Consider the following 21,290-nt stretch of genomic DNA (forward strand, 5'->3'; position numbering starts at 1 on the left):
CTTACCTCTCTCCTTTTTTCGGCCATACATGGTAATACAAGAAGGCATTTGTTGTTCTAAATCCCATCTTTTCATACAGCTGAATGGCGGTTGTGTTATGCAGCTGTGTTCCGGCAGAAATAAAACGATGCCCTCTCTCATAAGAGACCTTCATCATCTCAATAAACAGCTTTTTCCCGATCCCTTTTCCTTGTACATCCGGTCTAATCGCAAACAGCTCAAGCGCCAGCTCCTCGCCCTTGGTCATCCCTTGAATCAAGCCCACGACTTCATCGTTCACCTTTGCTACGATATTGATATCTGCACGTCCGAGCACATTATTTCTCATCCACTCTTGATAGAAATGCTGGACGACATTCTGGTCTAAAAATGGATCGAGGGCATACCGGCTTTTGACAAAAGCCTGATAAGCGAGTGACACCGCCTCATCGTATTCCTTTTCATCCGGCAGACTGATGACCACATCTTCACCTGTTGATGGCATTTCCATGTGAACAGGTGGCGCTTCAAGACGAGTGAGACCGCCCACATAGTACACATGTGACAGCCTTTGGACGATGCGGTTTTTTTCAACATCCGCCGCTTCAAGACGTAAAAAGAAAAAATCGCATTTTTCTGTTCTCATCCAATTGATGAAGCGCTCCATCAATTCCTGAAAAGCAGATGCTGACTCAGCTTCCGCAAACTTCACATGAAAAATATGCTGATCAAATATGCCGCTTTCCCATTTTGACCAATCGTATAACAGCACTGCTTTCAGCTGGGCGCCACTGACAAGACCAAACTGTTTGAAGCCTTTCATTTGTTCAATTTGTTGACCGTATTTCTCAATCCAAGCGGACAGCACCTGATCGTCTATTGCATGAACGGCCTTCATGAAGATGCCTTCTGTTCTTTTAAAATAGACAGCACCGCAGTGATGACATACTGCACATCTTCATCTGTCATACTTGGATAAAGAGGCAGTGAGAGAGTCCGCTTGTAGTAAGCGAGTGACTCAGGGAAATCCTCTGGTGAATAGTGATAGGTTTGTTGATAGTATGGATGCAAATGAACAGGGATAAAGTGAACACTCGTGCCGATTTTATAGTCCTTTTGCAGCTGATCAATCAGCTCATTGCGTGTGATGAATGCTTCTTTCGGGTCCACTTGCAGTACATATAAATGCCATGCATGTCTTCCCTCATGATGGACTGGCGGCAGGATCAGCCCTGCTTCCTTTTGAAATGCTTGATTGTATGCTTTCGCAATTTGTTCTCTCCGTGCCTGCATATCATCTAAACGGCTTAGCTGAACAAGCCCTAACGATGCCTGCACATCAAACATGTTCATTTTATAGCCAGGTTCCTCGACCTCGTAGTACCACGTTCCTTTTTCTCCATAACGATTCCATGCTCCTTTGCTCATCCCATGGAGTGCTAGTCTTCTGATCCGAGCGGCAAGCGCATCATCATTCGTCGTCAGCATGCCGCCTTCTCCGGTCGCTATATTTTTCGTCGCATAAAAACTAAAGGCAGTCGCATCACCAATCGAACCAACGGGCTGACCGTGGTACGTTGTGTAAAGAGCATGAGCGGCATCCTCAAGCACAAATAGATCGTACTTTTTGGCAATGGCTAAAATTCGTTCCATATCGCACGATTGACCAGCAAAATGAACAGGGACAATCGCTTTTGTGTGTGGTGTAATCGCCGCTTCTAGTTTCTCTGCATCGAGGTTGAGTGTCGCTGGGTCAATATCGACAAATACAGGTGCTGCCCCTGTATGAATGATCGTATTGGCTGTTGCGCAGAATGTCAGAGGCGTTGTAATCACCTCATCCCCATTCCCAATCCCTCTTGCTTTTAAGGCTAAAAATAAAGCAGCTGTACATGAATTGACAGCGATCGCATGTTTTGCACCGGTCAGCTGCCGAAACTCTTCTTCAAACTGTCTGACTTTTGGTCCGGTTGACAGCCAGCCGGATTTTAATGTTCCAATGACTTCGTCAATTTCTTCCTGCTCAATCAACGGCAGGGCATAAGGAAGAAATTGTTCTCTCTTTTTTTCCATATCGCTTGCACACCCCTATCCTCATCTCTGAAAATCCACACCTGTTTTTGTTTGAAGCAGAGAAAGCAGAACATCGGTCGATCGCGCATGCGGATAATGTTGTTTAATGAACTCAGCTCCTTGCCTCTTTGCCAGCTTCATTTCTTGATCATCCGACAAAATACGAATGGCTTTCTCAGCCAGTTCAACAGGGTTTTCCATATGATAGCTGCCAAGCGACTCGTAATAAGGGTATCTTCTGCCTTCTGTCATTTTCCCGATCAGCACACTCTTTTCAAAGAGCATCGCTTCAAGGCCGACGGTTGATGTGAGCGTAATGACCATGTCCATATAAGGCAATAGGTCATACAAGTCGATTTCTTTTTTAATCAATCTCACATGATTTCCTGCTCGTTCAATGGACACATACTCATTTAATCGGTTTCGGGCAATTTCCCACGGATGCGGCTTCATGATCAACTGAATGTCTTTCCGTTTTGCAATCGTTTTAAGCACATCACCATAGAAGGCTTCTGAAAACGGCTGCGTTGCCACAAGCACGGTCTTTTTGGCAGGATTGAAGTTCAATTTTCGAAAGACCATTTCCTGTTGAAGCGGCGTTCGATCCTTCACCAAATCAAACCTCGGATGACCTGTGATCTCCACCTGTTCCGGCTGACAGCCTTTGTGTACATACCAGTCTTTTTCATACTTTCCAAACACCCCGTGGCACGTCGTGAAAATCGGCAAAAAGGCTTCGTCTCCCATCAGTGCGCCGTGCTGAAGACAGATACTCGTGAGCTGGCGTTTCACAGTTTGCAGTGCAAGTACGCGGCTGTAAGCATCCTCCGTTGTCCCCACAATAATGGCTGCAATTGGCTCCATCTGAAATAGCACTTCTGTCTGGTCAATCACATCAATAAATTGCACAATGTCCTTCCGAAGCTTTTCTCTAAAAAAGACATTGCCAAAGACGGGGTGCTTTGCGTAAGGTTTAAGGAGAGCATTTGCTTTCTCAATATATTCAGCATGGGCTTCTTTATTAACCTCTCCCGCTAATTCCGGCTTGCTGATGACCGGTAAACCGAAATAGTCTGCCTTCTTCCAGCGAGCAAGCACCACCGTTTGACTCGGATGGAACCGCGTGTAATTTTGTTCAGTAAAACGCAGATGTTCAAAGTGAAGCAAGACCTTTCCATTCGCCGGACGATAAGCAATACGCTTGATCTGCTGCTTATGTTGATCAAAAAATGGCTGAATCTCTTCCGGCAATGGACAATCGGTTGTCAATTCATGACCGAATGCTTCATCCTCCATACGTTCCCTCACTTCAGGACTGATATATTGATAGAAATTGCTGATCAACCCAAGAGGAATTTGTTGATAGGACAAATCCTTCATGAGATTTACATACTCAAAATACACCTGCCAATAATGATGAATATAGTGCGACACTTTAGGTCACCTCCCATGTCTTTGTTTTAATATATGGCGGAGCTCCCAGCAGGTAGACTGCTCAGGAAGTGCTTGAATAAAGGCACTTTTCTCTTCTTCCGCCAATTGATAGTGAATCGACTGTTCTGTGATGTAATTTGTATCTAACACTTCATCATAGGGATAGAACGGATAAAAATGATTTAATCGAAAAAAGAACCGGGCATCCCCTATTCGATAAAAATGCGGACTCTCGTCCCAGTAAGACCCAAATTCAGCATGAATTTTTGTTAAAATAGAAGCACGATGAACGACCGAGCAATGATCTATGGCACAAGGTGCATTCCATTGCACCGTTTGCGCAGGTCGAATCGTTTCCTTTACCGGCTCTTTATTGCTATTTAAATAGATTACTTTCGATGCAGAATAGACAATATCTTCACCTGGTCGAGCATCTAGATAATGTGTGAGCTTCTCTAAACGGTCCGGGGCATAGACATTGTCATCTGTGGCATAGGAAATATACTCGCCCTTTGCTAGTTCTAAAGCTTGATTAATGAGGACGGCGTATCGGGTTTTCGCTGTTCTCTCCTCCAGCGATTTGACACCGCTTTGGATAAAATGAACACGGGGATCTTTGCGAAAGGGCTCAATCGCGGCAAGGGTTTTTTCATTTGAACCATCGTCCATGATAAATAGTTCAAAGTCTGACAGCGTCTGCTGCAAAACCGCTTCAATCGATCTGCCGACGTAAGCCGCCTTGTTGTAGCTCGTCATAATGACAGTTACTTTTGTCAAAGTTTTCACCTCGGTCTCTTTCAAACTATGTTTATCATATGTGTCTCCTCTTAAAGAGACTGTAGAGTGACCTATTTTTTATAAAATTGTATTTTTTTAATGATCTATCTTTGAAAAACGCGAACTTTTTGGTAATATAAGTAATCATTTATGTGTATTAAAGGAGTAAAGAACATTGGAAGCTATGAAGAATGATCACTCCCAACAAGAGGAAGTAAAAGGTTTTTTTCGATTTTTCAAAATTTTTGTCGCAACAAAAACGATTATTCGCTCATATCAACATTCCTATATTCCCATTTGGCTGATGATGCTCCTTGCAAGTATCGCTGGTACAGGCTGGGTCTACGAAGGGTATTTTAGCGAGTATATGGGCAATCATATTCCATTTCCTTTTATTTTGTTACAAGGTGCGGGATATGGTATTCTCGCAGGCAATCTCGGTCTATTTTTCGGTGTACTCATCCTAAAGTGGTTAGGGCGTCTTTTTTTCGGCAGTCAAACGGCATATCGAGATGTACTCAAAGCCTTCACGCTGACGACCTTTTTCCCTTCCGCTTTATTTGCACTCAGTTGGATTTGCACGATTGGAATGCTTGGTCCGTATACGTTTGTCAAAATCTCACCCTATTTAGATCAGCATTTTGAGGTATGGTATTATCTCGATCTTTTGACACTGATTGATGCTTATGCAAAGACGTGGATATTTGGAATGACTGTTTTAGGCATTGTCGCTGTGATGAAGCTGAAATTATGGCAAGCCTTCCTCATCGTGATCACACCGCTTGCGGCATGTTTTCTTATCATTACTCTTTTATTTGGTGTCCAGCGCGCTGTAAATTGGATGATGTAAGGCCTGACAAAGAATGCGAGGGTTTGCCCGCGCCTAAGGAACTGCACCACAGTTCCTTTTTTTCGTTCAATGTACATATTCTCCCCTCCTGTCTCATAGTGTGAAAGAGAGAAAGAATGCTATGGAAACAACAGGTGCTCAAGCGCCTTCTGTTTAGAACACCATGAGGAAAGAGGAGGAACGTTATGAAATTGAAAAATCAATTTGGGCAAGGTTCGGGTTTCGAAGGTCAAGATTTTCGCCAGCAACAATATGGAGCAAATCCGTATCCTGCGCAGCAGATGGGTTATTCAGTCCCTCCCCAAACGCAGGGTCAAATGCAAGGACAAATGCAGCAGGGATTTTCACCAATGCCGTCTACTGGTTCTTCACCAGGGGGGCAGGGCACGCAGAGCGGCGGGCAGCCTTATCAAATTCCTTCTGGACCGATTTATCAGCAGAATGTCACTGGTCAGCTGCCAATCGAGCAGTCCTATATTGAAAATATTTTACGATTGAACCGCGGCAAGGTAGCCACGATTTATATGACGTTTGAGGCAAGTAAGGAATGGAACTCGAAGATTTTCAGAGGCGTCATTGAAGCTGCAGGACGTGACCACATTATCATTAGTGACAACAAGACAGGAACACGATACTTACTATTAACGATCTATCTTGATTACATTACGTTTGATGGGGAAATTCAATACGACTATCCATACTCCATGTCCACGTATTCTCCGAGGTAGATAACGCACATATCGCAAAAGCAAGGAGCAGGCGTCCTTGCTTTTTTCTTTTGATTAGGTTTTTGTCACACCTCTAGGGCGCTCGTCATAAGATGCCTAGTAGTTTTTATCAAACGCCTAGAGGTGACATTCATGACTGTTGAGCTGGATTATACATCACCAAATGTTAAATATTCATACGATCTGAATCAAAGCCCCCTTGTGAAATACGATCAGCATAACCTGATTAACGTTTTAGGAAAAAAACAATTAAATTCGTTGGATCAAGTATCTCTGCTGGATATATATTTGAGTAAAAGCAAAGTCGTAGAGCCTCATTATCATCAAAATGCCGCAGAGCTTGTTTATTGTATAGCCGGTTCTGCTGCCGTCTCGATGCTGAATCCATTTACAAAAAAACTGCACACCTATACCATCACCCCAGGACAGGTAGCAAACGTACCTCAAGGCTGGTGGCACTATGAAGTTGCCCTTCAAGACAGAACTCATTTGTTAGCCATTTTCAACGCATCTACGCCAGAAGTGATCCTAGGCTCAGACCTTCTCACCCTCACCCCTGCTCACATCATGGCACATACGTATTGCATGAACGAAACACAGTGGAAACAGGCGACACAGCCGGTGAAGCCAAGTGTGTTTATCGGACCATTTTGCCACAGAGAAGAGGAAGCACAAACGAACCCTGTCCCTCCGTCTCACTACATCCCTTATTATCAAGCACCGCCAAACTACGCCCCTTACTGGAATTAAGAAAAAAACCGATGCCCCTCTCAGAGCATCGGTTTTTTAGCTTATAAATTTTTTGCTGCTGCAATGACAAGCATGATCCAAGAAGCAATAAATGCCACTCCGCCAATTGGGGTAATGGCACCTAGAATCTTCACCTGAGTCAATGCCAGGACATAAAGGCTTCCTGAGAAGAAAAGGATACCTGCAAGCATCACCCAGCCAGCGGTTGGGACTAGAGAAACACCTGACAGCTTATCTGCAAGAAAGGCAACAATAAATAGTCCAATCGCATGGAACATCTGATATTGAACCCCTTTGTTCCAAATCTCTATATACTTTTCAGGGATTTTCCCTTCAAGACCGTGCGCACCGAAGGCTCCGAGTCCAACAGCTAGCATCGCATTAATCGCACCTAAAATGAAAAATAGTTTCATTCGTCATTCTCCTTATCTCGTCAATTATATTTATCATAGCGCGGGTGACAGACGATATTCAACTTTCCCTTTACGTTGACACGAGATTGTCGGATTTCTTTTTCTTTCGTAACAGAACTTGATCGACCGCGATCGCAATGAGTGTACCTAGAACAAGTCCATTGCTTAATAATGAAATGAGCACAGGATGCATGCCTTTCAAGGCTTCCTGCGGTACAAACATCGCCCCTACACCTGCTAAAACGGCAATCCCTAGGACAAAGCGAATCCGCGGAATTTCTTCTTTCTCATACTGATCAAACTCAGACATCGCAATCCCAATCATCGAGGAGAACACCACAAAGTTTACAGCAAGCCCCACAGGTGATGGCAATGCGGAGAAAAAGCTCATGAGCAGCGGGAATAAACTAATGAGTACAATGAGCAGACTTCCTATGAAAAATGGCTTTCTCGATGGAATTTTCGTTGTCTGGATAAATCCTGCTGCCCCGGAAATAGGTACAGGCGCAATCGCTCCGATCAATCCGCTCAGTAAGTGACCAAATGCTGCGACAAAACCAGCCGGACGAGCTCTCTTCCGCTCACGCAGTTCACCAAATGCCTTCACTGAACTTTCCACAATTCGAATACTTGCCAGCATGTTCACAATGAGTAATATCGTAATGAAAAAGGACGTGACAAGCAATCCACTGTCAAAGACTGGCATGCCGAATGGGAAAAGCTTCGGAAACTCGATGATTTTTTCTGGAATTCGAACCGGCTTTGCCAACCCGAGTAGAGCGAATAACAACCAGCCTCCTGCAAGGGCAAACAACACAGAAAACTGTCTTAAGTAATGCCATTTTGAGCGGCTGATCATGAAGGTCAGGATAATAATGAAGATTGATAAGCAAAAGACAAGCCCATCCACCTGATTTCCCCGATAGCCGATGCCCATCAGCCCTTTCATGATCGGCTGACTTAACTGGACAACTAATAATAGCAAGTAAATGCCTGTGACGACTGGCGTAAATAAAGACGCGAGCCAATTAATGATTTTAAATAAACTAAAAATAAAAAAGAAAGCGGCACTAAAAATTAAAGCCCCTTGTAGTGCTTGCAGAGTTTCAGGATACGTCGCAAAGATGGTTCCTGTCATACCTGCATAAAGGGTATACACACCCCACCAAAGCCCCGCTGGACTTTCATTGATCGGCAGCATATGGCCGCATAAACATTGCACCATCGCCACAAGACCAAGTGAAAAGAAAGTACTTTGAATCAGCTCCGCTGACTGCACTTGGTTCAATTCAAATGCTTGTGCAATCGCAATTGGTACAGCAATAGAAGCTGCGATAAAAAATGCCATCCACTGAATGGCGCCCAAAAATAGTTTCAAACCGATCACCTTCCCTTTGTCGTGACAAGACCATTAAAAATCAAAGATAGAGTCGCCGTTCCCATCCTTCTCTTTTTGCCCCTCTTCTTGATGCTGAAATTTCTTCGCACCACTCGCACCCATCAGTTTCTCAAGCATGGCTTGATCTGAGGATACGGGCGGCGCGGGCGGTGTCTGTATCGAAGAAGGTGGCGAGATAACCGGCGTTTGCGGCATTTGCACCTGTGATGGTGCATCGAGAATGACATCACATAGTGAAGAAATCGCCGCCACTTGGCGTTTCACCTCTTCATCATTTTCACTTTGTTTCGCCTTTTGAACCGCTTCCTCCATTTTTTGAAGCAGGCTTGATATATGAATATTCAAGGGTAGACCCTCCAATCTAAAAAAGTCTCTTTTCAACATTATTTTACCAAATGAACAAACGAAATGGGTTCATTTTTTCAAAGCAGTCTGCTCCCGCCTCTCTTATTTGACCCGACATAGCCCTTCACACATAATAAAGGAAACAACATCGTTTATGAAAGGATTGAATAATGGACAAACTCACTACTCTTTTTCAGAAACAAAAAGTCTTTCAAAAGCCGCCGGTGGAAGAACGCATCCGTCTTCTTAAAGACTTAAAAGCAGCCATCAAACAGCATGAGAAGGATATTTTACAAGCCTTGGCCCATGATTTACATAAATCCGAACAGGAGGCCTACACAACAGAGATCGGGATGGTGTATGAGGAAATCAATCATACCATCAAGCACCTCCACAAATGGGCAAAACCAACACGCGTGAAAACGCCCCTCACTCATATCGGGTCGAAAAGTATGATTATGAAGGAACCTTATGGCAGTGTGCTCATCATTGCCCCTTGGAACTATCCTTTCCAATTGGCCCTTTCTCCATTAGTTGGTGCCATTGCTGCGGGTAATGCCGTTATTTTAAAACCGTCTGAGCTGACGCCGCAAGTTTCAGAAGTAATCAGTGCAATGGTCGAACCTGTATTTCAAGAAGACCATGTAGCTGTCGTAGAAGGCGGTGTAGATGTGAGTACAGAGCTGTTGAAACTGCCCTTTGATTATATCTTCTTTACAGGAAGTGTGGCAGTTGGCAAAGTCGTCATGGAAGCCGCCGCAAAGCATTTGACCCCTGTTACACTTGAGCTTGGCGGAAAAAGCCCTTGCATCGTCACGCCTGATGCAGATATCAAATTAGCGGCAAAGCGAATCACGTTCGGCAAATTTACCAATGCTGGCCAAACGTGTATTGCACCAGACTATTTGCTTGTTCATGAATCCATTAAAGACGATCTTTTGCGGGAAATGACAGCCTGTATCCGTGACTTTTATGGCGAACAACCGGAAACACATCCGCACTTTGGGAAAAATGTCAGCCAGCGTCACTTTGACAGGCTCTCACAATTTCTCTCAAATGGAACGATCGTTACAGGTGGACAGCGCAACGAAGACGAGCTCAAAATTGCACCAACCATATTAGACCACATCACATGGGAAGATCCTGTCATGCAGGAGGAAATTTTCGGACCGATTCTGCCTGTCATGACCTTCGATTCTCTGCACGAGGCAGCACATATGATCAAAGCTAGACCGAAGCCGCTTGCGCTTTACTTATTCACAACAAGTAAAGAAACAGAAGCCTATATTCTAGACCATCTCTCATTTGGCGGAGGATGTATCAATGACACGCTCATGCATGTCGCTACTCCTTACCTGCCATTCGGAGGCGTGGGTGAAAGCGGCATGGGACGATATCACGGGAAAGAAAGCTTCTTTACGTTTACGCATGAAAAAAGCGTCCTGCGCCAAACCAATCGCTTCGATTTTTCCTTCCGTTATCCAAATGCGAAAAACGGACTCGACTTGGTTCGTAAATTTTTAAAATAAACAGGACGAAGGGTCTCTCCCCTCGTCCTCTTTTTACTCAATATCTTGGATACACCAGTTGATTTCTTCAATCCCCATTTGCTTTAAATACGCGTTTACCTTTGAAAACGGACGACTGCCAAAAAAGCCATTTCTTGCAGAAAAAGGACTTGGATGAGGTGACTCAATGATGAAATGCTTGTTTTGATCAATGCGTTCTTTCTTATTTTGAGCATGTCTTCCCCACAGCACAAAAACGACGGGCTGATCACGTTCATTCAGCACATCAATCACGCGGTCTGTCACACGTTCCCAGCCTTTGCCTTTATGCGAGTTCGCCTCGCCCTTTCTCACGGTTAGCACAGTGTTTAAGAGCAGCACACCTTGCTCTGCCCAGCTCACAAGTGAGCCGTGATTTGGAACAGGACAGCCAAGATCATCCTTTAGCTCCTGAAAAATATTTCTCAATGATGGCGGATGCTTCACACCAGGCTGAACAGAAAAGCTTAATCCATGTGCCTGACCTGGGCCATGATAAGGGTCTTGTCCCAAAATCACCACTTTGACCTCTTCATATGACGTCAAATGAAGCGCACGATAAACGTCATCTGGTTTCGGAAAAACGGTCTGCGTGCGATATTCTTCCTTCATCCATTCACGTAATTCGTGATAATATGGCTGTTCAAATTCACTTTTCATCACAGCCCACCAGCTATCATTTAAAAATGGCTTCATTGGGGTTCTCCTCCTTGTGTCTGCTGCGTTAGTCTTGAGATCATCGGTTTTCCGTCCCATACAATCTCACTCTCTGATTCTCGTTTTTTCATCGCTGGTTCTTCTAATAAGACAGCAAAGTTCGCTGTCGGAAGGTCACCCAGCCCATGCTTTTCACTTAGATCATCTAAGTAGTTCTTCCTTGTCTCACCAAGATCACTAGACTGATTCCCTCCGCCGTCAAAAAACGCATAGATCACGCTGGCAGCTGGCACTCGTTTGATCCGGGCATGCTGTGATACACGCAAAAAGAAGTCCCAGTCCCAATAATGATGCATCGCTGGATCAAAATAGCCAATCTCATCGTGTATACAGCGTTTATACATACTGCCGGAAGGAACATATGTAGAAAAGACACGCATATCCTCAATAGCAGCTGTATACGCAAACAGACGTCTTGACACCGGGAAGCGGGTCGCGCCTTTTTCTTCAAATGACACAATTTCTGCATCAGAAAAGACAAAATCGGCGTCCTCCAGCGCCTTACTCATACGTTCAATATGACAAGGTGTAAAGTAATCATCGTCGTCACTCAGCATGATGACATCGCCAGTCAGCTCCCGCACCCCCACGTTTCTAGCATTCACATGCTGGACGTTCTCATCTAAATGGATCAAGCGGATCGGAAGTTCGGGGTAGAGTTCCTGAATGATCTCGACGCGCTCTCCTGCATCATTCACAACCACAATTTCAAAAGGCTGTACGGTTTGTCTCGTAATAGATTCAAGTAGCTCACACAATGCGCTGAGCCGGTTATGTGTCACAATTAATAAGGAAATCTTCATATTCAGCTAACTCCTTTAATAGATTCGTCTTTTTCCATTAAAACATAAAATGACGTTCTTCTCATGATATAAAAGGCGGTTTGATGTGACGGGAAAATGGGAATTTTCGATGGAAAGGAGTGATCACGATGGAATATTTCACAGTAGAAAATAGCAAAGAAGCGAAGCAGACCATTGAACAAATACGCTCAGCAAAGGATGATATTTTTGTTTTTGCATACGATCCAGAACGCTCTGATACCGTCACAGAGCATACGAATGCCAAAAGCATGACAGCGGTCGATCAAGGGATTTTAGATCAAATTGCCAATGTCATCCGCACCCGGGATGACGAGCTCATGGCCAAAATGATGTCAGTTGGCGCCGATCAGGAATTAGCTTTAACTCTTTTAGACGAACTGAAAAAGGGGAAATTAGTGATTTTTAAAAGGTAAGGGGTAAGGCGTTTTTCCTAGGGTAGAACGCTTTTTTATGCCGTTTCATTGTGATAAATGGAAAAGCTGATTATAATAAGGATAGAACAGTAACTGTTACACATCACATTGGAGGTTCAGCAACTATGTCTATGAATAAAGCACTCACCATCGCAGGCTCGGATTCAAGCGGCGGTGCAGGTATCCAAGCAGATTTAAAAACGTTTCAAGAAAAAAACGTCTACGGGATGACAGCTTTAACCGTTGTCGTTGCAATGGACCCTCATAACCATTGGGATCATCAGGTGTTTCCAATTGATACGGCGACGATTCGTGCGCAGCTCTCTACCATTGTAGAAGGTATTGGGGTAGATGCGCTAAAAACGGGTATGCTCCCAACAGTCGACGTGATCGAACTTGCGGCTGACACCATCAAAACATACGACCTAAAAAATGTCGTCATTGATCCTGTTATGGTTTGTAAGGGTGCGAACGAAGTCCTTTATCCAGAGCACGCGGAAGCACTGCGCGAAAAGCTTACGCCACTGGCAACCGTCATCACGCCTAACCTTTTCGAAGCAGGTCAATTAAGCGGAATCGGTGAGATCAAAACGATCGAACAAATGGAAGCAGCAGCAAAACGCATTCACGAACTTGGTGCCAAGTATGTGGTCATCACTGGAGGCGGTAAGCTAAGCCCAGATAAAGCGATCGATTTGCTTTATGATGGACAAACCTTCGAACGACTTGAAACAGAGAAGATCGACACAGAATACACACACGGCGCAGGCTGCACATTCTCAGCAGCAGTCACAGCTGAACTGGCAAACGGCTCAGACGTGAAAGAAGCCATTTATGCAGCAAAAGAATTCATCACAGCTGCCATCAAAGGCTCTTTCCAGCTAAATGAATACATCGGACCAACAAAGCATTCTGCTCATCGTTTTGACAAATAAAACAGAAAAAACCCGATTCGCCTTGTTAGAAGGTGAATCGGGTTTTGTTTATCGATAGCTGCGTCTCTGTGCAAACAGCCAATCTGTTAAGCCTGGTGTCTCATAAGCAGGCGTCCATGATGCATGGTCATATCCATACTTGCTTGCGTACTCCGTATAAAGCGGCTGGCCGCCAGCTTTTTGAATAGCTTGAATTGTATTTCTCGCATAGCTGATAGGGATAATGGAATCATCTTCTGCATGAAATGCCCATATCGGCTTGTGCGCTAAAATTCCTACCTTGCTTGGATCTGCACCCCCCGCAATAGGAATCATCGCTGCAAACAAACGAGGATATGTGATGTTCAACTGGTACGTCCCAAATCCACCTTGTGATAAACCCGTCGCATAAATTCTTCTCTGATCAATCTGATAAGAAGTTAACACATGCTGAAGGACATCATAAGCTTTGTGTAAATCTGGTGAAAATTGAAACACGTTTGTCAGATCGATTTCATTTTGCAAATTTCTTGTTAATGCAAATCCTCCATCGACAGCATTTCGCGCCTGAGGTGCTAGTACGTACGAAGGATGTTTCTTTTGGACTTCAGGGGAAGCCCATAAAACTGCACCATCATTCGCAAGTAACTGCTTTTGATTGTCTGTTCCCCTCTCCCCGCCTCCATGTAAGAACAGGACTAGAGGATAGGCTTTACCCCTCTTACGGTTTTTTGGAATATACAGCCGATAAGGCATTCCTTGGTATTCGAAAGATAAAAAAGATGATGCAATGTCCTCTCGTGTGACAAAGCGATAATTGTACGTAGACGTGGAAAGGCGGTGGCTTTTATTGTAAGCGCTTACTTTTAAAGTCGTATCAGTTTCTATATGAATGGGCTTTTTGTATAACTGACTTTGAGTTGTCGGCTGGCTGCCATCTGTTGTGTAATAAAGAGAAGCTTTTTGAACGTGAGAATGCAGAGCTACCTCTTGTGAACGATAATATTGACCAGATGGGACTGAAGCAGTTGATGCAAAATACGACGTATGATTTCGGGCAGAAGAAACGGAAGGAAAAAGAAAACTCATAGAAAATAGGACAATGATAAAGGTGATCAGGCATTTCTTGGTTGTATGGTTCATATCGTTCCTCCTGTACATGCTCAGATGAATTTTTATTTATTATTTATCATGACAATAGAAATGTCAACGCTTTCATTTTAATTACTGAATCATCTGACCGAAATAAAAGAGTGCATTCGCACGCAAGTACACTCTTTTATCCATAAATGAATACCTACTTTTGCTGATCAGATTCTTTCGCCATTTTTCGAATAAAGGCTTCAATGGATTCAACAAATAAGGCATATTCTTTCATTTGTTTATACGTATCTGACAGCTTCTCTTTTAATTCTTCCTGCTCTAGAGAAGGTTCACCGAGAATAGATTGGACTTGAATGAGCAATTCTTTATATTCTTCACGTTTATCTTCAACATGATCTGCCATTGTCTCCAAGCGTTTTCTAGTCGTCGGCTGCTGTTTTGAATTCAAATAAACAACCCCTTTTTGTCCTACCGCATTTGGATAAACGTCAGCCTCAGCTGTATATATTTTAAAATGATACCATAATGCCACTTGATATCCTATATGTAAAACGTCATCAAACCGCTTCCAGCCAACCTTGTATATACACGTTATAGGCTATAAGATACAGGTTGATTTAACTATTAAAACCAGAGCAGTATAATGGAATGGGCTAACCCCAGCTAAACATGTCCAATGTTTGGGCTGACCTGTTCAGTTGGATAGTTATATTCTTTGTCGTTTTCATTGGCGTTGAATCGGCTTATAGAACAATTCATAAAATGAAACATCGAACTGAATAAAGACGAACAAAAAAGCCCTGTGGACAGGGCTTTTTCTTTGTTCTTTTTTCAATCAATCATTAATGGAGTTGCTTTTTATTCCAGTACGCCTTTTTGCTAACACTAGAAAGCCCAATAGAAAAAGTAAACTTGTGGAGAGTCTACTTCTCCTAATGCTTATCCAAAGTATCCGTTTTCTGCGGTTTGAAAATCATTTGAGGAATTTATATGTACAGTAGTTGTGATCCCCATTAATAAGGTAAGGCTCAATATCATAACTTTAAAGTGATTCATTAATTACCTGCCCCTTTCTATTCACCACAATTTAGACTTATTATCGCAGATGACGATTTATTTTCCAACATTTGTGTAAAAATAAGTAATATGTAGCTTGTCATATGTTATATGAATTACTCATTTTCCCTCTTAGAGTCGGCTTGATTTTGCGGTATACCGAAAATTTACATAAATAGCGCATCTGTTCGATTTTAGAATAGTTAGACATGTTAAAGTATTGTATATAATTGGTTTTATAGGAATATGAAGGGGGAGTATATATGGGTGGTTCTATCACTTATGACGAGGTTGCGATCAAACTGAATGAATGGTATTCAGCCATCAAAAAAGATCAAATAACTGATGCTGAATTTCTAAAAGCGGATGTTAAACGACTCTTTGACAGTATGGAGGAAAATCAAACTGTTTTATTATATTTTAGTCTTCTAGAATTTCGACATGACTTAATGCTAAGCTACCTCAAGCCTAAGTTATCTAGCCAAGAGTTAGATGAATATATGGTTCAGATAAATGAGCAGAAACATAAGATTGATCAATCACTTCACGAAGACAAAGATCAAATTGAAAAGATGTTAGATTTTTATTTTTGGTTTTTTAAAGGAATGCACGAATTTAGGAAAAAGCAATTTGACGAGGCGATCAGTTCTTATAAATCTGCTGAAAAAGTTCTCCTGGATATTGAAGACCCTACTGAAAAGGCTGAATTTTACTACAAATTATCAGAAGTGTACTACCACATAGATCAGTATCAAATTTCTGTCATGTATGCACATAAAGCATTGAGTCTATTTACAGAGCAACCATTAATGCAAGAAAAAATAGCCTGGTGTTATTCAGTCATCGCTGGAAATTATCTGTCTAAACTACAATACGCTGATGCACTTACTTACTTTGAAAAATCCCATTCTTTTGCACAGCAGACGAAAAACGAATACCTTATATCCTCTACGATCTTTAACTTAGGCAAGTGTTATTTCCACTTAGAAAAATATACAGATGCCCTGTCCCACTTTGATACTTCTTGTGAACTTTTTGAAAAGAATGAAACATCACATGTTCCAAAAGCCTATTTTAACAAGCTATACACCCTCTTGAAATTAGGACAGGTTGTTCCAGCAGCCGAAACATATGAGAAAGGAGTCTCGGCAGCCCAACAACTGAATGACAAAATTTATGAAGAAGAAATGAAATTTTTATATTGCCTTTATTTTCAATCTAAGACACCAAATGCGATCACAGAGTTAAAACGTTGTCTTGACAATATACAAAGCAAAAATCTTTACGAAGATGTGTACCAACTAGCTTTTGAAGCTGCGCAATACTATAATAAAAGTAGGCAGTTGGAAATTGCTGTCGTTTTTTATGAAAGAGCACTTGAAGCAAAGTCGTTAATTCAAGGAGGGGAATTGTTAAATGTTGAAGAGTAGAATTTTTGTTCCCATCATGCTTGTAACTGTAGCATTAGCGTTACCAATTTTTCATTCTGCTGCTGTCTCACATGAAGTGGCTGACAAAGTGATTACATCGAGTGTAGGGAAAGAAGCTGGAAATACAATATAAGATCAAAGAAACGGTTCTGTGACATCCATTGTCATAGAACCGTTTTTTTAACTAACTGCTTTTGTAAACAACTTAAATCAGTGGTACGATACTGAAAAACATATAATTATTCATTAGGGTTCTTCTTTCAAGGGGGCAAGACAAATGTCTTTCTGGATACTGACAACCATCCTTACAGTTATTATACTAGGTATCTCTTTAATCTTTAAAAAAAAGAAGTCATCTTTCCAGTATGGATTTCCATCAGTTTTAATGCTGGTAAGTATCATCTTATTGCTCATAAGCTTTTTTGTGGGAGGATGGGAAGGTTTAGGGTTAGGAGCGATCAGCGTTTCTTTGCTGATTGCGTCAGTTATCGCTTTAATTATTACAAGCATTTTGGGTTTGAGTTATTTTAGTGGTAAGAAACAAAAATAAAGCTCATGTTCGGGAACACAAGCTTTGGCTGGTTATTATGCTCTTTTATAGCGATAATACATATATCGAATGATTTTTGTGATGACAGTGGTACACATGCATAGAAAGGTCATAGCCACTACCCAATATATAATCGACAGGTCGAACCCAGTATAGGCAAATATGAAGATGGTTGAAGTTATAAATGTGATAATTAGCACCACATGAACCTTCTTAAAGATTAAATAGCCAATAATCCCCTAAGCCAAATACAACAATGGCAATGTGAATAACACAAGCCACATGGGTTCAAGATAATGTAAGTTAATTTACTCCACGCTCCTCGTCAGTTATTTTACAACTTCCAAGCTTGTCATTTCCCAATCTCTATCAGATTTTAGAGATATCTCTTTAGAGTCTTTGCTTTCAATATTATATTCAATAATTCTGCCAATAACTCCATCCTTATCTCTATCAAACATTCTTACCAATGCATAAATCTTACCGTCTAAAATCTTGACCTCTTCTAAACGTTCGTCATCTGATTTAAAATTAAGTGGAATTTTTTCAGATGATATCTCTTTGAAGTCTCTGTTGAATGTCTTGACTTCTCCTTCATAGGAAACTATCGTGACTCTATCCTTGTCTACATTGATCTTGTAGATAATGAATCCTTTATCCATTACTATTTCTCTCTTCTTATCGAGAGTTTTTTTGTCGAGTACAACCAACATCGATTCTTTCTTACTGTCAACGCCATCGTTTACGGCAAGAATTAATTCTTCATTGTTTAATGACTTCAAAGATTCATTATTGTCAGGAAAGAAGACTGAGTCGACGTCTAACTTTTTTCGTTTTTCTTTATGAGTTTTAGGGTCTATTGAAGACACTGTGACACTTTCATCATTACTGAGAATGGCATAGATTTTTTTGTCTTCAAATATAGCTGTTGTTAATTCTCCGTCTAATTCAACTTGATTTTTATCGTTGTCATCTTCATTCCAATATACTAATTCTCCTACTAAGCCATCCTCTGTAAAGCCAACGTTAATGTCGTGTATAACATACCCGTTAGAGTAGTTAATAAAGAATGCACCCTCGTCATCTGTAGACTTTGAAAGTGATTTTGTATTCAAAGGCTCTACCTTCCCAGTCTTCTTATTTAGAGATACATGATAATTAGACCTATTAGATGAAAAGTACATATTATTATCGCTCTGAGTAGATGAGGTAAATCCCACACAGTTTTTCATTCTAATACTCGACAATTTTTTTCCTTCGTTGTTATAGTTGACCACCTCGCATCCTCTATCCATTACCTGCGAATAAATGATAGCAAATTTACTATCTTTCATATTGCTCAATTCTCCCTTAGGAGAATCCCCCACAGCCTCCTCTTTCTTTGAACATGCTGTACATATTAATGCTATTGCGCAAGCTGATAAAAGTAACTTAAAGTATTTCATTCAATCATCTCCTTTCAATTTTAAACAAGCAAAGCAATCGGGGGAAATCCCCGACTGCTTATTAACTTACTTTTTATGATAAAAGACCTTCGTGTTGTTAGAGCTAACTAATTCCATCGGTGACACAACTGAATCTTTTTTATTATTGTCAATATCATGACCTTGATTTTTCCAAGCCCTCCAAGCTAATTGAGAGCAATAGAATTTTTTTGTAGTTTTCTTGTCAAAGAAGTTCAAATTGTATGGCTTCTTATCTTTAGCTTGTTTCTCGGCATACTTAGCTACATTTACATATTTGGTATTATTAGACTTATTCACCCATAGCCCATATACCTTCTTTCTAGCACCCCATGTATTATTGTACTTTCTGACTCCATGCTGTTTAATTGGACTCCAAAGCTTATGCCAAGATTCTACTGTCTGTTTTTTTCATTAGAGACAATTGCGGCATGTCCCAAGCCAATTACTTTATTTTTGTCTACTCGATCCAACATCTTGATGACTCGCTTGTAATAGCAACCTGTTTTCTCTACTTCTTCTCTTGAAACAACAATTACTAGGACTGGCTTCTTTTTGTCTTAGAAAACCAAGACAATGTCACCCTGTTGCATCTATCCTATTAGTCTTTTTAGAATATGTTACTTGAAAGGTTTGGGTTTAACCTTCAATTCCCCGTTCCTTTTCCAACAATGGAACGCTGTAATTGTATTTCTTTCATTGGTCATGTACAAACACTTCCTCTGCGCTTTTAAGGAAAATAGAGATTTACTCACTGCACAAAACAAAAAGAAGCAGGCTATCCCTTCCTGCTTCTTTTTCGCTCTTCTTTAGCTTTAGTAGTGATATTTCATACAGGTAGATTTCTACCTATACAAACTCATGATTCATCTCTTTTTTCTTGTTTGACATTCCTTATCTTTGATCGGCACCTTTTCTATCAATCGTGAAGGCGGCTGAAGAGCTCCCTTATTTATAGCATTGCGCTGTTTCTTGGTACTTATCAACCGGAAAATTCAATTTCACATCATACTGATCATCACTTGTAGAAGACGTAGACGTTTCCCTACTTGTTGAGCAGTTCAACGACCTGCTTCTCTTTGTAAATGCCATGTTTTCAGTTTCAGCATTGTTTCATTTCTACCACTGATCGAGATTGATTTATTTCCCGGGGAAGGAAAGTAACGAGCAGTCAATACTTCCCGGCCTCCGTTTACAAAAATCTCAATCGACGATGCATCGATAAAGATGTGAAGATCTTGTAATTCCTCTATTGCTACTTCTCGAACTTCTTTTGATCGATCTTCAAATCGATCTCGCTCTAGTGTCAGTTTGCCCTCATCTTTATCATAAATGATACGGGCTGCCGCTCGAATACAGCATTCAAACCCTTTTTGTGTATCAATTTGATCAATGAATAACTCTGCGCTCGTAATATCATCTACAGGAATCGATTGAACGGAGCGTTTGATATGGAAAATATGCTCTTGTTCGTTGGTTCTCATCGCCTGAAGCTCAGTGACTGGCTTTTGAATCAGATGTCCGTCATCATCTAAACGCAGCTCTCTCGGAATGGTGAGGCAGTGTATCCATTGATACGAAATCGTTGGGTGATGCTCTTCTCCTTGATCAGGCACTCCCATCCATCCGATTAGAAGGCGTCTGCCTGATTCGTCTAGAAAGGTTTGCTGCGCATAGAAGTCAAAGCCTCGGTCCAGCTCCTCAAATGCTCCGTGCGTATATTGATAAGTATGGTCATCCAATCTCCCAACAAAATAGCCTGATTGATGTGTATTATGATATTTTAAGCCATCCGGCTTGAGCCCCTGCGGCGACACAATCAATACATCCCGGCCATCTAATTCAAATAGATCTGGACATTCCCACATATAGCCGAAATCCTCTAATCCATTTTTCCCACTGCCTGCAATGATGCCTTGAAACGTCCAATTATCTAAAGTATCAGAGGTAAACAAGACGAGATTCCCTTTCAGATTCAGGCTTTGTGCACCTAGAACCATGTACCACTGGCCATTTCGCTTCCATACTTTCGGATCACGAAAATGGGCGGTGAATCCATCTGGCAGCGTCGCCACGACTCCTTTTTTCTGAAAATGAATGCCATCCTCTGAAACAGCTAAACATTGATACGTCTCGCGGTTCCCTTGTTCATCGCGAACGTTGCCAGTGTACATCACATACATATGTCCATCGTCAATGACTGCACTGCCAGAATAACAGCCGTTTTGATCAAACCAATCACTTGGCGCAAGGGCGGCTTCCTCGTGCTGCCAATTTACTAGATCTGTGGATGTGTAATGGCCCCAAAATTTTGCGCCGTGACCCGTTTCGAATGGCTGCCACTGATAAAAAACGTGGTAAACGCCTTTCCACTGAATCAACCCATTCGGGTCATTTAAAAGACCTACTGGCGGCATTAAATGAAAATGCTGGCGGTACACATCTTTTTTTACCAAATGCTCGTAGTTTCGAATACGTTCTGCTACCTTTTGACGAAGTACTGCGTCAGTTGTTGTCATGACTG

At 41.8% G+C, this 21,290-nt stretch carries 22 protein-coding genes and 2 pseudogenes; 9 read left to right on the forward strand and 15 right to left on the reverse strand.

What is annotated here, in order from left to right; genetic code table 11:
- Nucleotide 1 precedes the first annotated feature (1 nt).
- From MHH41_RS17240 to MHH41_RS17255, 4 genes are read right to left on the reverse strand one after another with little or no spacing between them, the layout of a single operon-like run.
- Nucleotides 2-877, reverse strand: coding sequence for a GNAT family N-acetyltransferase (locus MHH41_RS17240; RefSeq protein ID WP_212045675.1), 876 nt, complete (start codon nt 875-877; stop codon nt 2-4).
- Entirely contained in the window at nt 874-2,052 is a 1,179-nt protein-coding gene (locus MHH41_RS17245; protein WP_212045676.1) for a DegT/DnrJ/EryC1/StrS family aminotransferase, read from the reverse strand. The genes MHH41_RS17240 and MHH41_RS17245 overlap by 4 nt, the downstream gene beginning before the upstream one ends.
- Nucleotides 2,053-2,073: 21 nt before the next feature.
- Entirely contained in the window at nt 2,074-3,486 is a 1,413-nt protein-coding gene (locus tag MHH41_RS17250) for a capsular polysaccharide export protein, LipB/KpsS family (RefSeq protein ID WP_003214910.1), read from the reverse strand.
- Nucleotides 3,487-3,492: 6 nt separating this feature from the next.
- On the reverse strand, nt 3,493-4,263 hold the full coding sequence (locus MHH41_RS17255) for a glycosyltransferase family 2 protein (RefSeq protein WP_170965962.1): 771 nt from the start codon (nt 4,261-4,263) through the stop codon (nt 3,493-3,495).
- Nucleotides 4,264-4,447: 184 nt separating this feature from the next.
- On the opposite strand from MHH41_RS17255, the gene MHH41_RS17260 reads away from it, so the two are divergent.
- The 3 genes from MHH41_RS17260 (at nt 4,448) to MHH41_RS17270 (ending at nt 6,591) form a co-directional block, all read left to right on the forward strand.
- Complete coding sequence (locus MHH41_RS17260; RefSeq protein ID WP_223251281.1) at nt 4,448-5,113, forward strand: YIP1 family protein; 666 nt, start codon at nt 4,448-4,450, stop codon at nt 5,111-5,113.
- A gap of 185 nt (nt 5,114-5,298) precedes the next feature.
- Nucleotides 5,299-5,841, forward strand: a complete 543-nt coding sequence (gene gerQ / locus MHH41_RS17265; protein WP_003215192.1) for a spore coat protein GerQ — start codon at nt 5,299-5,301, stop codon at nt 5,839-5,841.
- A 132-nt stretch (nt 5,842-5,973) separates the two neighbouring features.
- Nucleotides 5,974-6,591, forward strand: a complete 618-nt coding sequence (locus tag MHH41_RS17270; RefSeq protein ID WP_050944496.1) for a cupin domain-containing protein — start codon at nt 5,974-5,976, stop codon at nt 6,589-6,591.
- A 41-nt stretch (nt 6,592-6,632) separates the two neighbouring features.
- On the opposite strand, the gene MHH41_RS17275 is transcribed toward MHH41_RS17270, so the two are convergent.
- From MHH41_RS17275 to MHH41_RS17285, 3 genes are all read right to left on the reverse strand, one after another.
- A complete protein-coding gene (locus MHH41_RS17275) occupies nt 6,633-7,004 on the reverse strand; it encodes a DUF423 domain-containing protein (RefSeq protein WP_003215282.1) in 372 nt (123 codons plus the stop codon).
- A 70-nt stretch (nt 7,005-7,074) separates the two neighbouring features.
- Nucleotides 7,075-8,382 carry a purine/pyrimidine permease gene (locus MHH41_RS17280; RefSeq protein ID WP_003214905.1) on the reverse strand — a complete coding sequence of 436 codons (1,308 nt, stop codon included), beginning with the start codon at nt 8,380-8,382 and terminating at the stop codon, nt 7,075-7,077.
- Nucleotides 8,383-8,415: 33 nt separating this feature from the next.
- A complete protein-coding gene (locus tag MHH41_RS17285; protein WP_137054229.1) occupies nt 8,416-8,748 on the reverse strand; it encodes a YwdI family protein in 333 nt (110 codons plus the stop codon).
- Between the two features lie 170 nt (nt 8,749-8,918).
- On the opposite strand from MHH41_RS17285, the gene MHH41_RS17290 reads away from it, so the two are divergent.
- Nucleotides 8,919-10,277: an aldehyde dehydrogenase gene (locus MHH41_RS17290; RefSeq protein ID WP_310425347.1), complete on the forward strand. Its 1,359-nt coding sequence runs from the start codon at nt 8,919-8,921 to the stop codon at nt 10,275-10,277.
- A 33-nt stretch (nt 10,278-10,310) separates the two neighbouring features.
- On the opposite strand, the gene MHH41_RS17295 is transcribed toward MHH41_RS17290, so the two are convergent.
- Both MHH41_RS17295 and MHH41_RS17300 read right to left on the reverse strand, forming a co-directional pair.
- Nucleotides 10,311-10,991 (reverse strand): uracil-DNA glycosylase, encoded by a 681-nt coding sequence (locus tag MHH41_RS17295; protein WP_340866593.1) that lies wholly within the window; start codon nt 10,989-10,991, stop codon nt 10,311-10,313.
- On the reverse strand, nt 10,988-11,815 hold the full coding sequence (locus tag MHH41_RS17300; RefSeq protein WP_003214726.1) for a glycosyltransferase family 2 protein: 828 nt from the start codon (nt 11,813-11,815) through the stop codon (nt 10,988-10,990). The genes MHH41_RS17295 and MHH41_RS17300 overlap by 4 nt, the downstream gene beginning before the upstream one ends.
- Nucleotides 11,816-11,943: 128 nt before the next feature.
- On the opposite strand from MHH41_RS17300, the gene MHH41_RS17305 reads away from it, so the two are divergent.
- Nucleotides 11,944-12,249 carry a general stress protein gene (locus MHH41_RS17305; RefSeq protein ID WP_137054226.1) on the forward strand — a complete coding sequence of 102 codons (306 nt, stop codon included), beginning with the start codon at nt 11,944-11,946 and terminating at the stop codon, nt 12,247-12,249.
- Between the two features lie 125 nt (nt 12,250-12,374).
- Nucleotides 12,375-13,184, forward strand: coding sequence for a bifunctional hydroxymethylpyrimidine kinase/phosphomethylpyrimidine kinase (locus MHH41_RS17310; RefSeq protein WP_339206286.1), 810 nt, complete (start codon nt 12,375-12,377; stop codon nt 13,182-13,184).
- Nucleotides 13,185-13,232: 48 nt separating this feature from the next.
- Here the strand turns inward: MHH41_RS17310 and MHH41_RS17315 are convergent, their stop codons facing one another.
- Nucleotides 13,233-14,306, reverse strand: coding sequence for a chitobiase/beta-hexosaminidase C-terminal domain-containing protein (locus MHH41_RS17315; protein WP_340866594.1), 1,074 nt, complete (start codon nt 14,304-14,306; stop codon nt 13,233-13,235).
- Nucleotides 14,307-14,460: 154 nt separating this feature from the next.
- Nucleotides 14,461-14,715: a hypothetical protein gene (locus MHH41_RS17320; protein WP_008359596.1), complete on the reverse strand. Its 255-nt coding sequence runs from the start codon at nt 14,713-14,715 to the stop codon at nt 14,461-14,463.
- 871 nt (nt 14,716-15,586) lie between these two features.
- Here MHH41_RS17320 and MHH41_RS17325 point away from each other — a divergent pair.
- The 3 genes from MHH41_RS17325 (at nt 15,587) to MHH41_RS17335 (ending at nt 17,303) form a co-directional block, all read left to right on the forward strand.
- Nucleotides 15,587-16,753, forward strand: coding sequence for a Rap family tetratricopeptide repeat protein (locus MHH41_RS17325; protein ID WP_340866595.1), 1,167 nt, complete (start codon nt 15,587-15,589; stop codon nt 16,751-16,753).
- Nucleotides 16,740-16,886 (forward strand): hypothetical protein, encoded by a 147-nt coding sequence (locus tag MHH41_RS17330; RefSeq protein ID WP_170965961.1) that lies wholly within the window; start codon nt 16,740-16,742, stop codon nt 16,884-16,886. The genes MHH41_RS17325 and MHH41_RS17330 overlap by 14 nt, the downstream gene beginning before the upstream one ends.
- A gap of 144 nt (nt 16,887-17,030) precedes the next feature.
- Nucleotides 17,031-17,303 (forward strand): YesK family protein, encoded by a 273-nt coding sequence (locus tag MHH41_RS17335; RefSeq protein ID WP_137054222.1) that lies wholly within the window; start codon nt 17,031-17,033, stop codon nt 17,301-17,303.
- Nucleotides 17,304-17,632: 329 nt separating this feature from the next.
- Here the strand turns inward: MHH41_RS17335 and MHH41_RS17345 are convergent, their stop codons facing one another.
- From MHH41_RS17345 to MHH41_RS17355, 4 genes and pseudogenes are all read right to left on the reverse strand, one after another.
- Nucleotides 17,633-18,748, reverse strand: coding sequence for a hypothetical protein (locus MHH41_RS17345; protein WP_050944505.1), 1,116 nt, complete (start codon nt 18,746-18,748; stop codon nt 17,633-17,635).
- 66 nt (nt 18,749-18,814) lie between these two features.
- Nucleotides 18,815-19,212, reverse strand: a pseudogene (locus tag MHH41_RS17350) (septation ring formation regulator EzrA); the annotation flags it as partial.
- Nucleotides 19,213-19,242: 30 nt separating this feature from the next.
- A pseudogene (locus MHH41_RS18930) lies at nt 19,243-19,311 on the reverse strand (hypothetical protein); the annotation flags it as partial.
- Nucleotides 19,312-19,827: 516 nt separating this feature from the next.
- Nucleotides 19,828-21,285, reverse strand: a complete 1,458-nt coding sequence (locus MHH41_RS17355) for a sucrose-6-phosphate hydrolase (protein ID WP_226804394.1) — start codon at nt 21,283-21,285, stop codon at nt 19,828-19,830.
- Nucleotides 21,286-21,290: the final 5 nt, after the last annotated feature.

The organism is Bacillus sp. FSL K6-1145, assembly GCF_038003425.1.
Classification (GTDB): domain Bacteria; phylum Bacillota; class Bacilli; order Bacillales; family Bacillaceae; genus Bacillus; species Bacillus pumilus.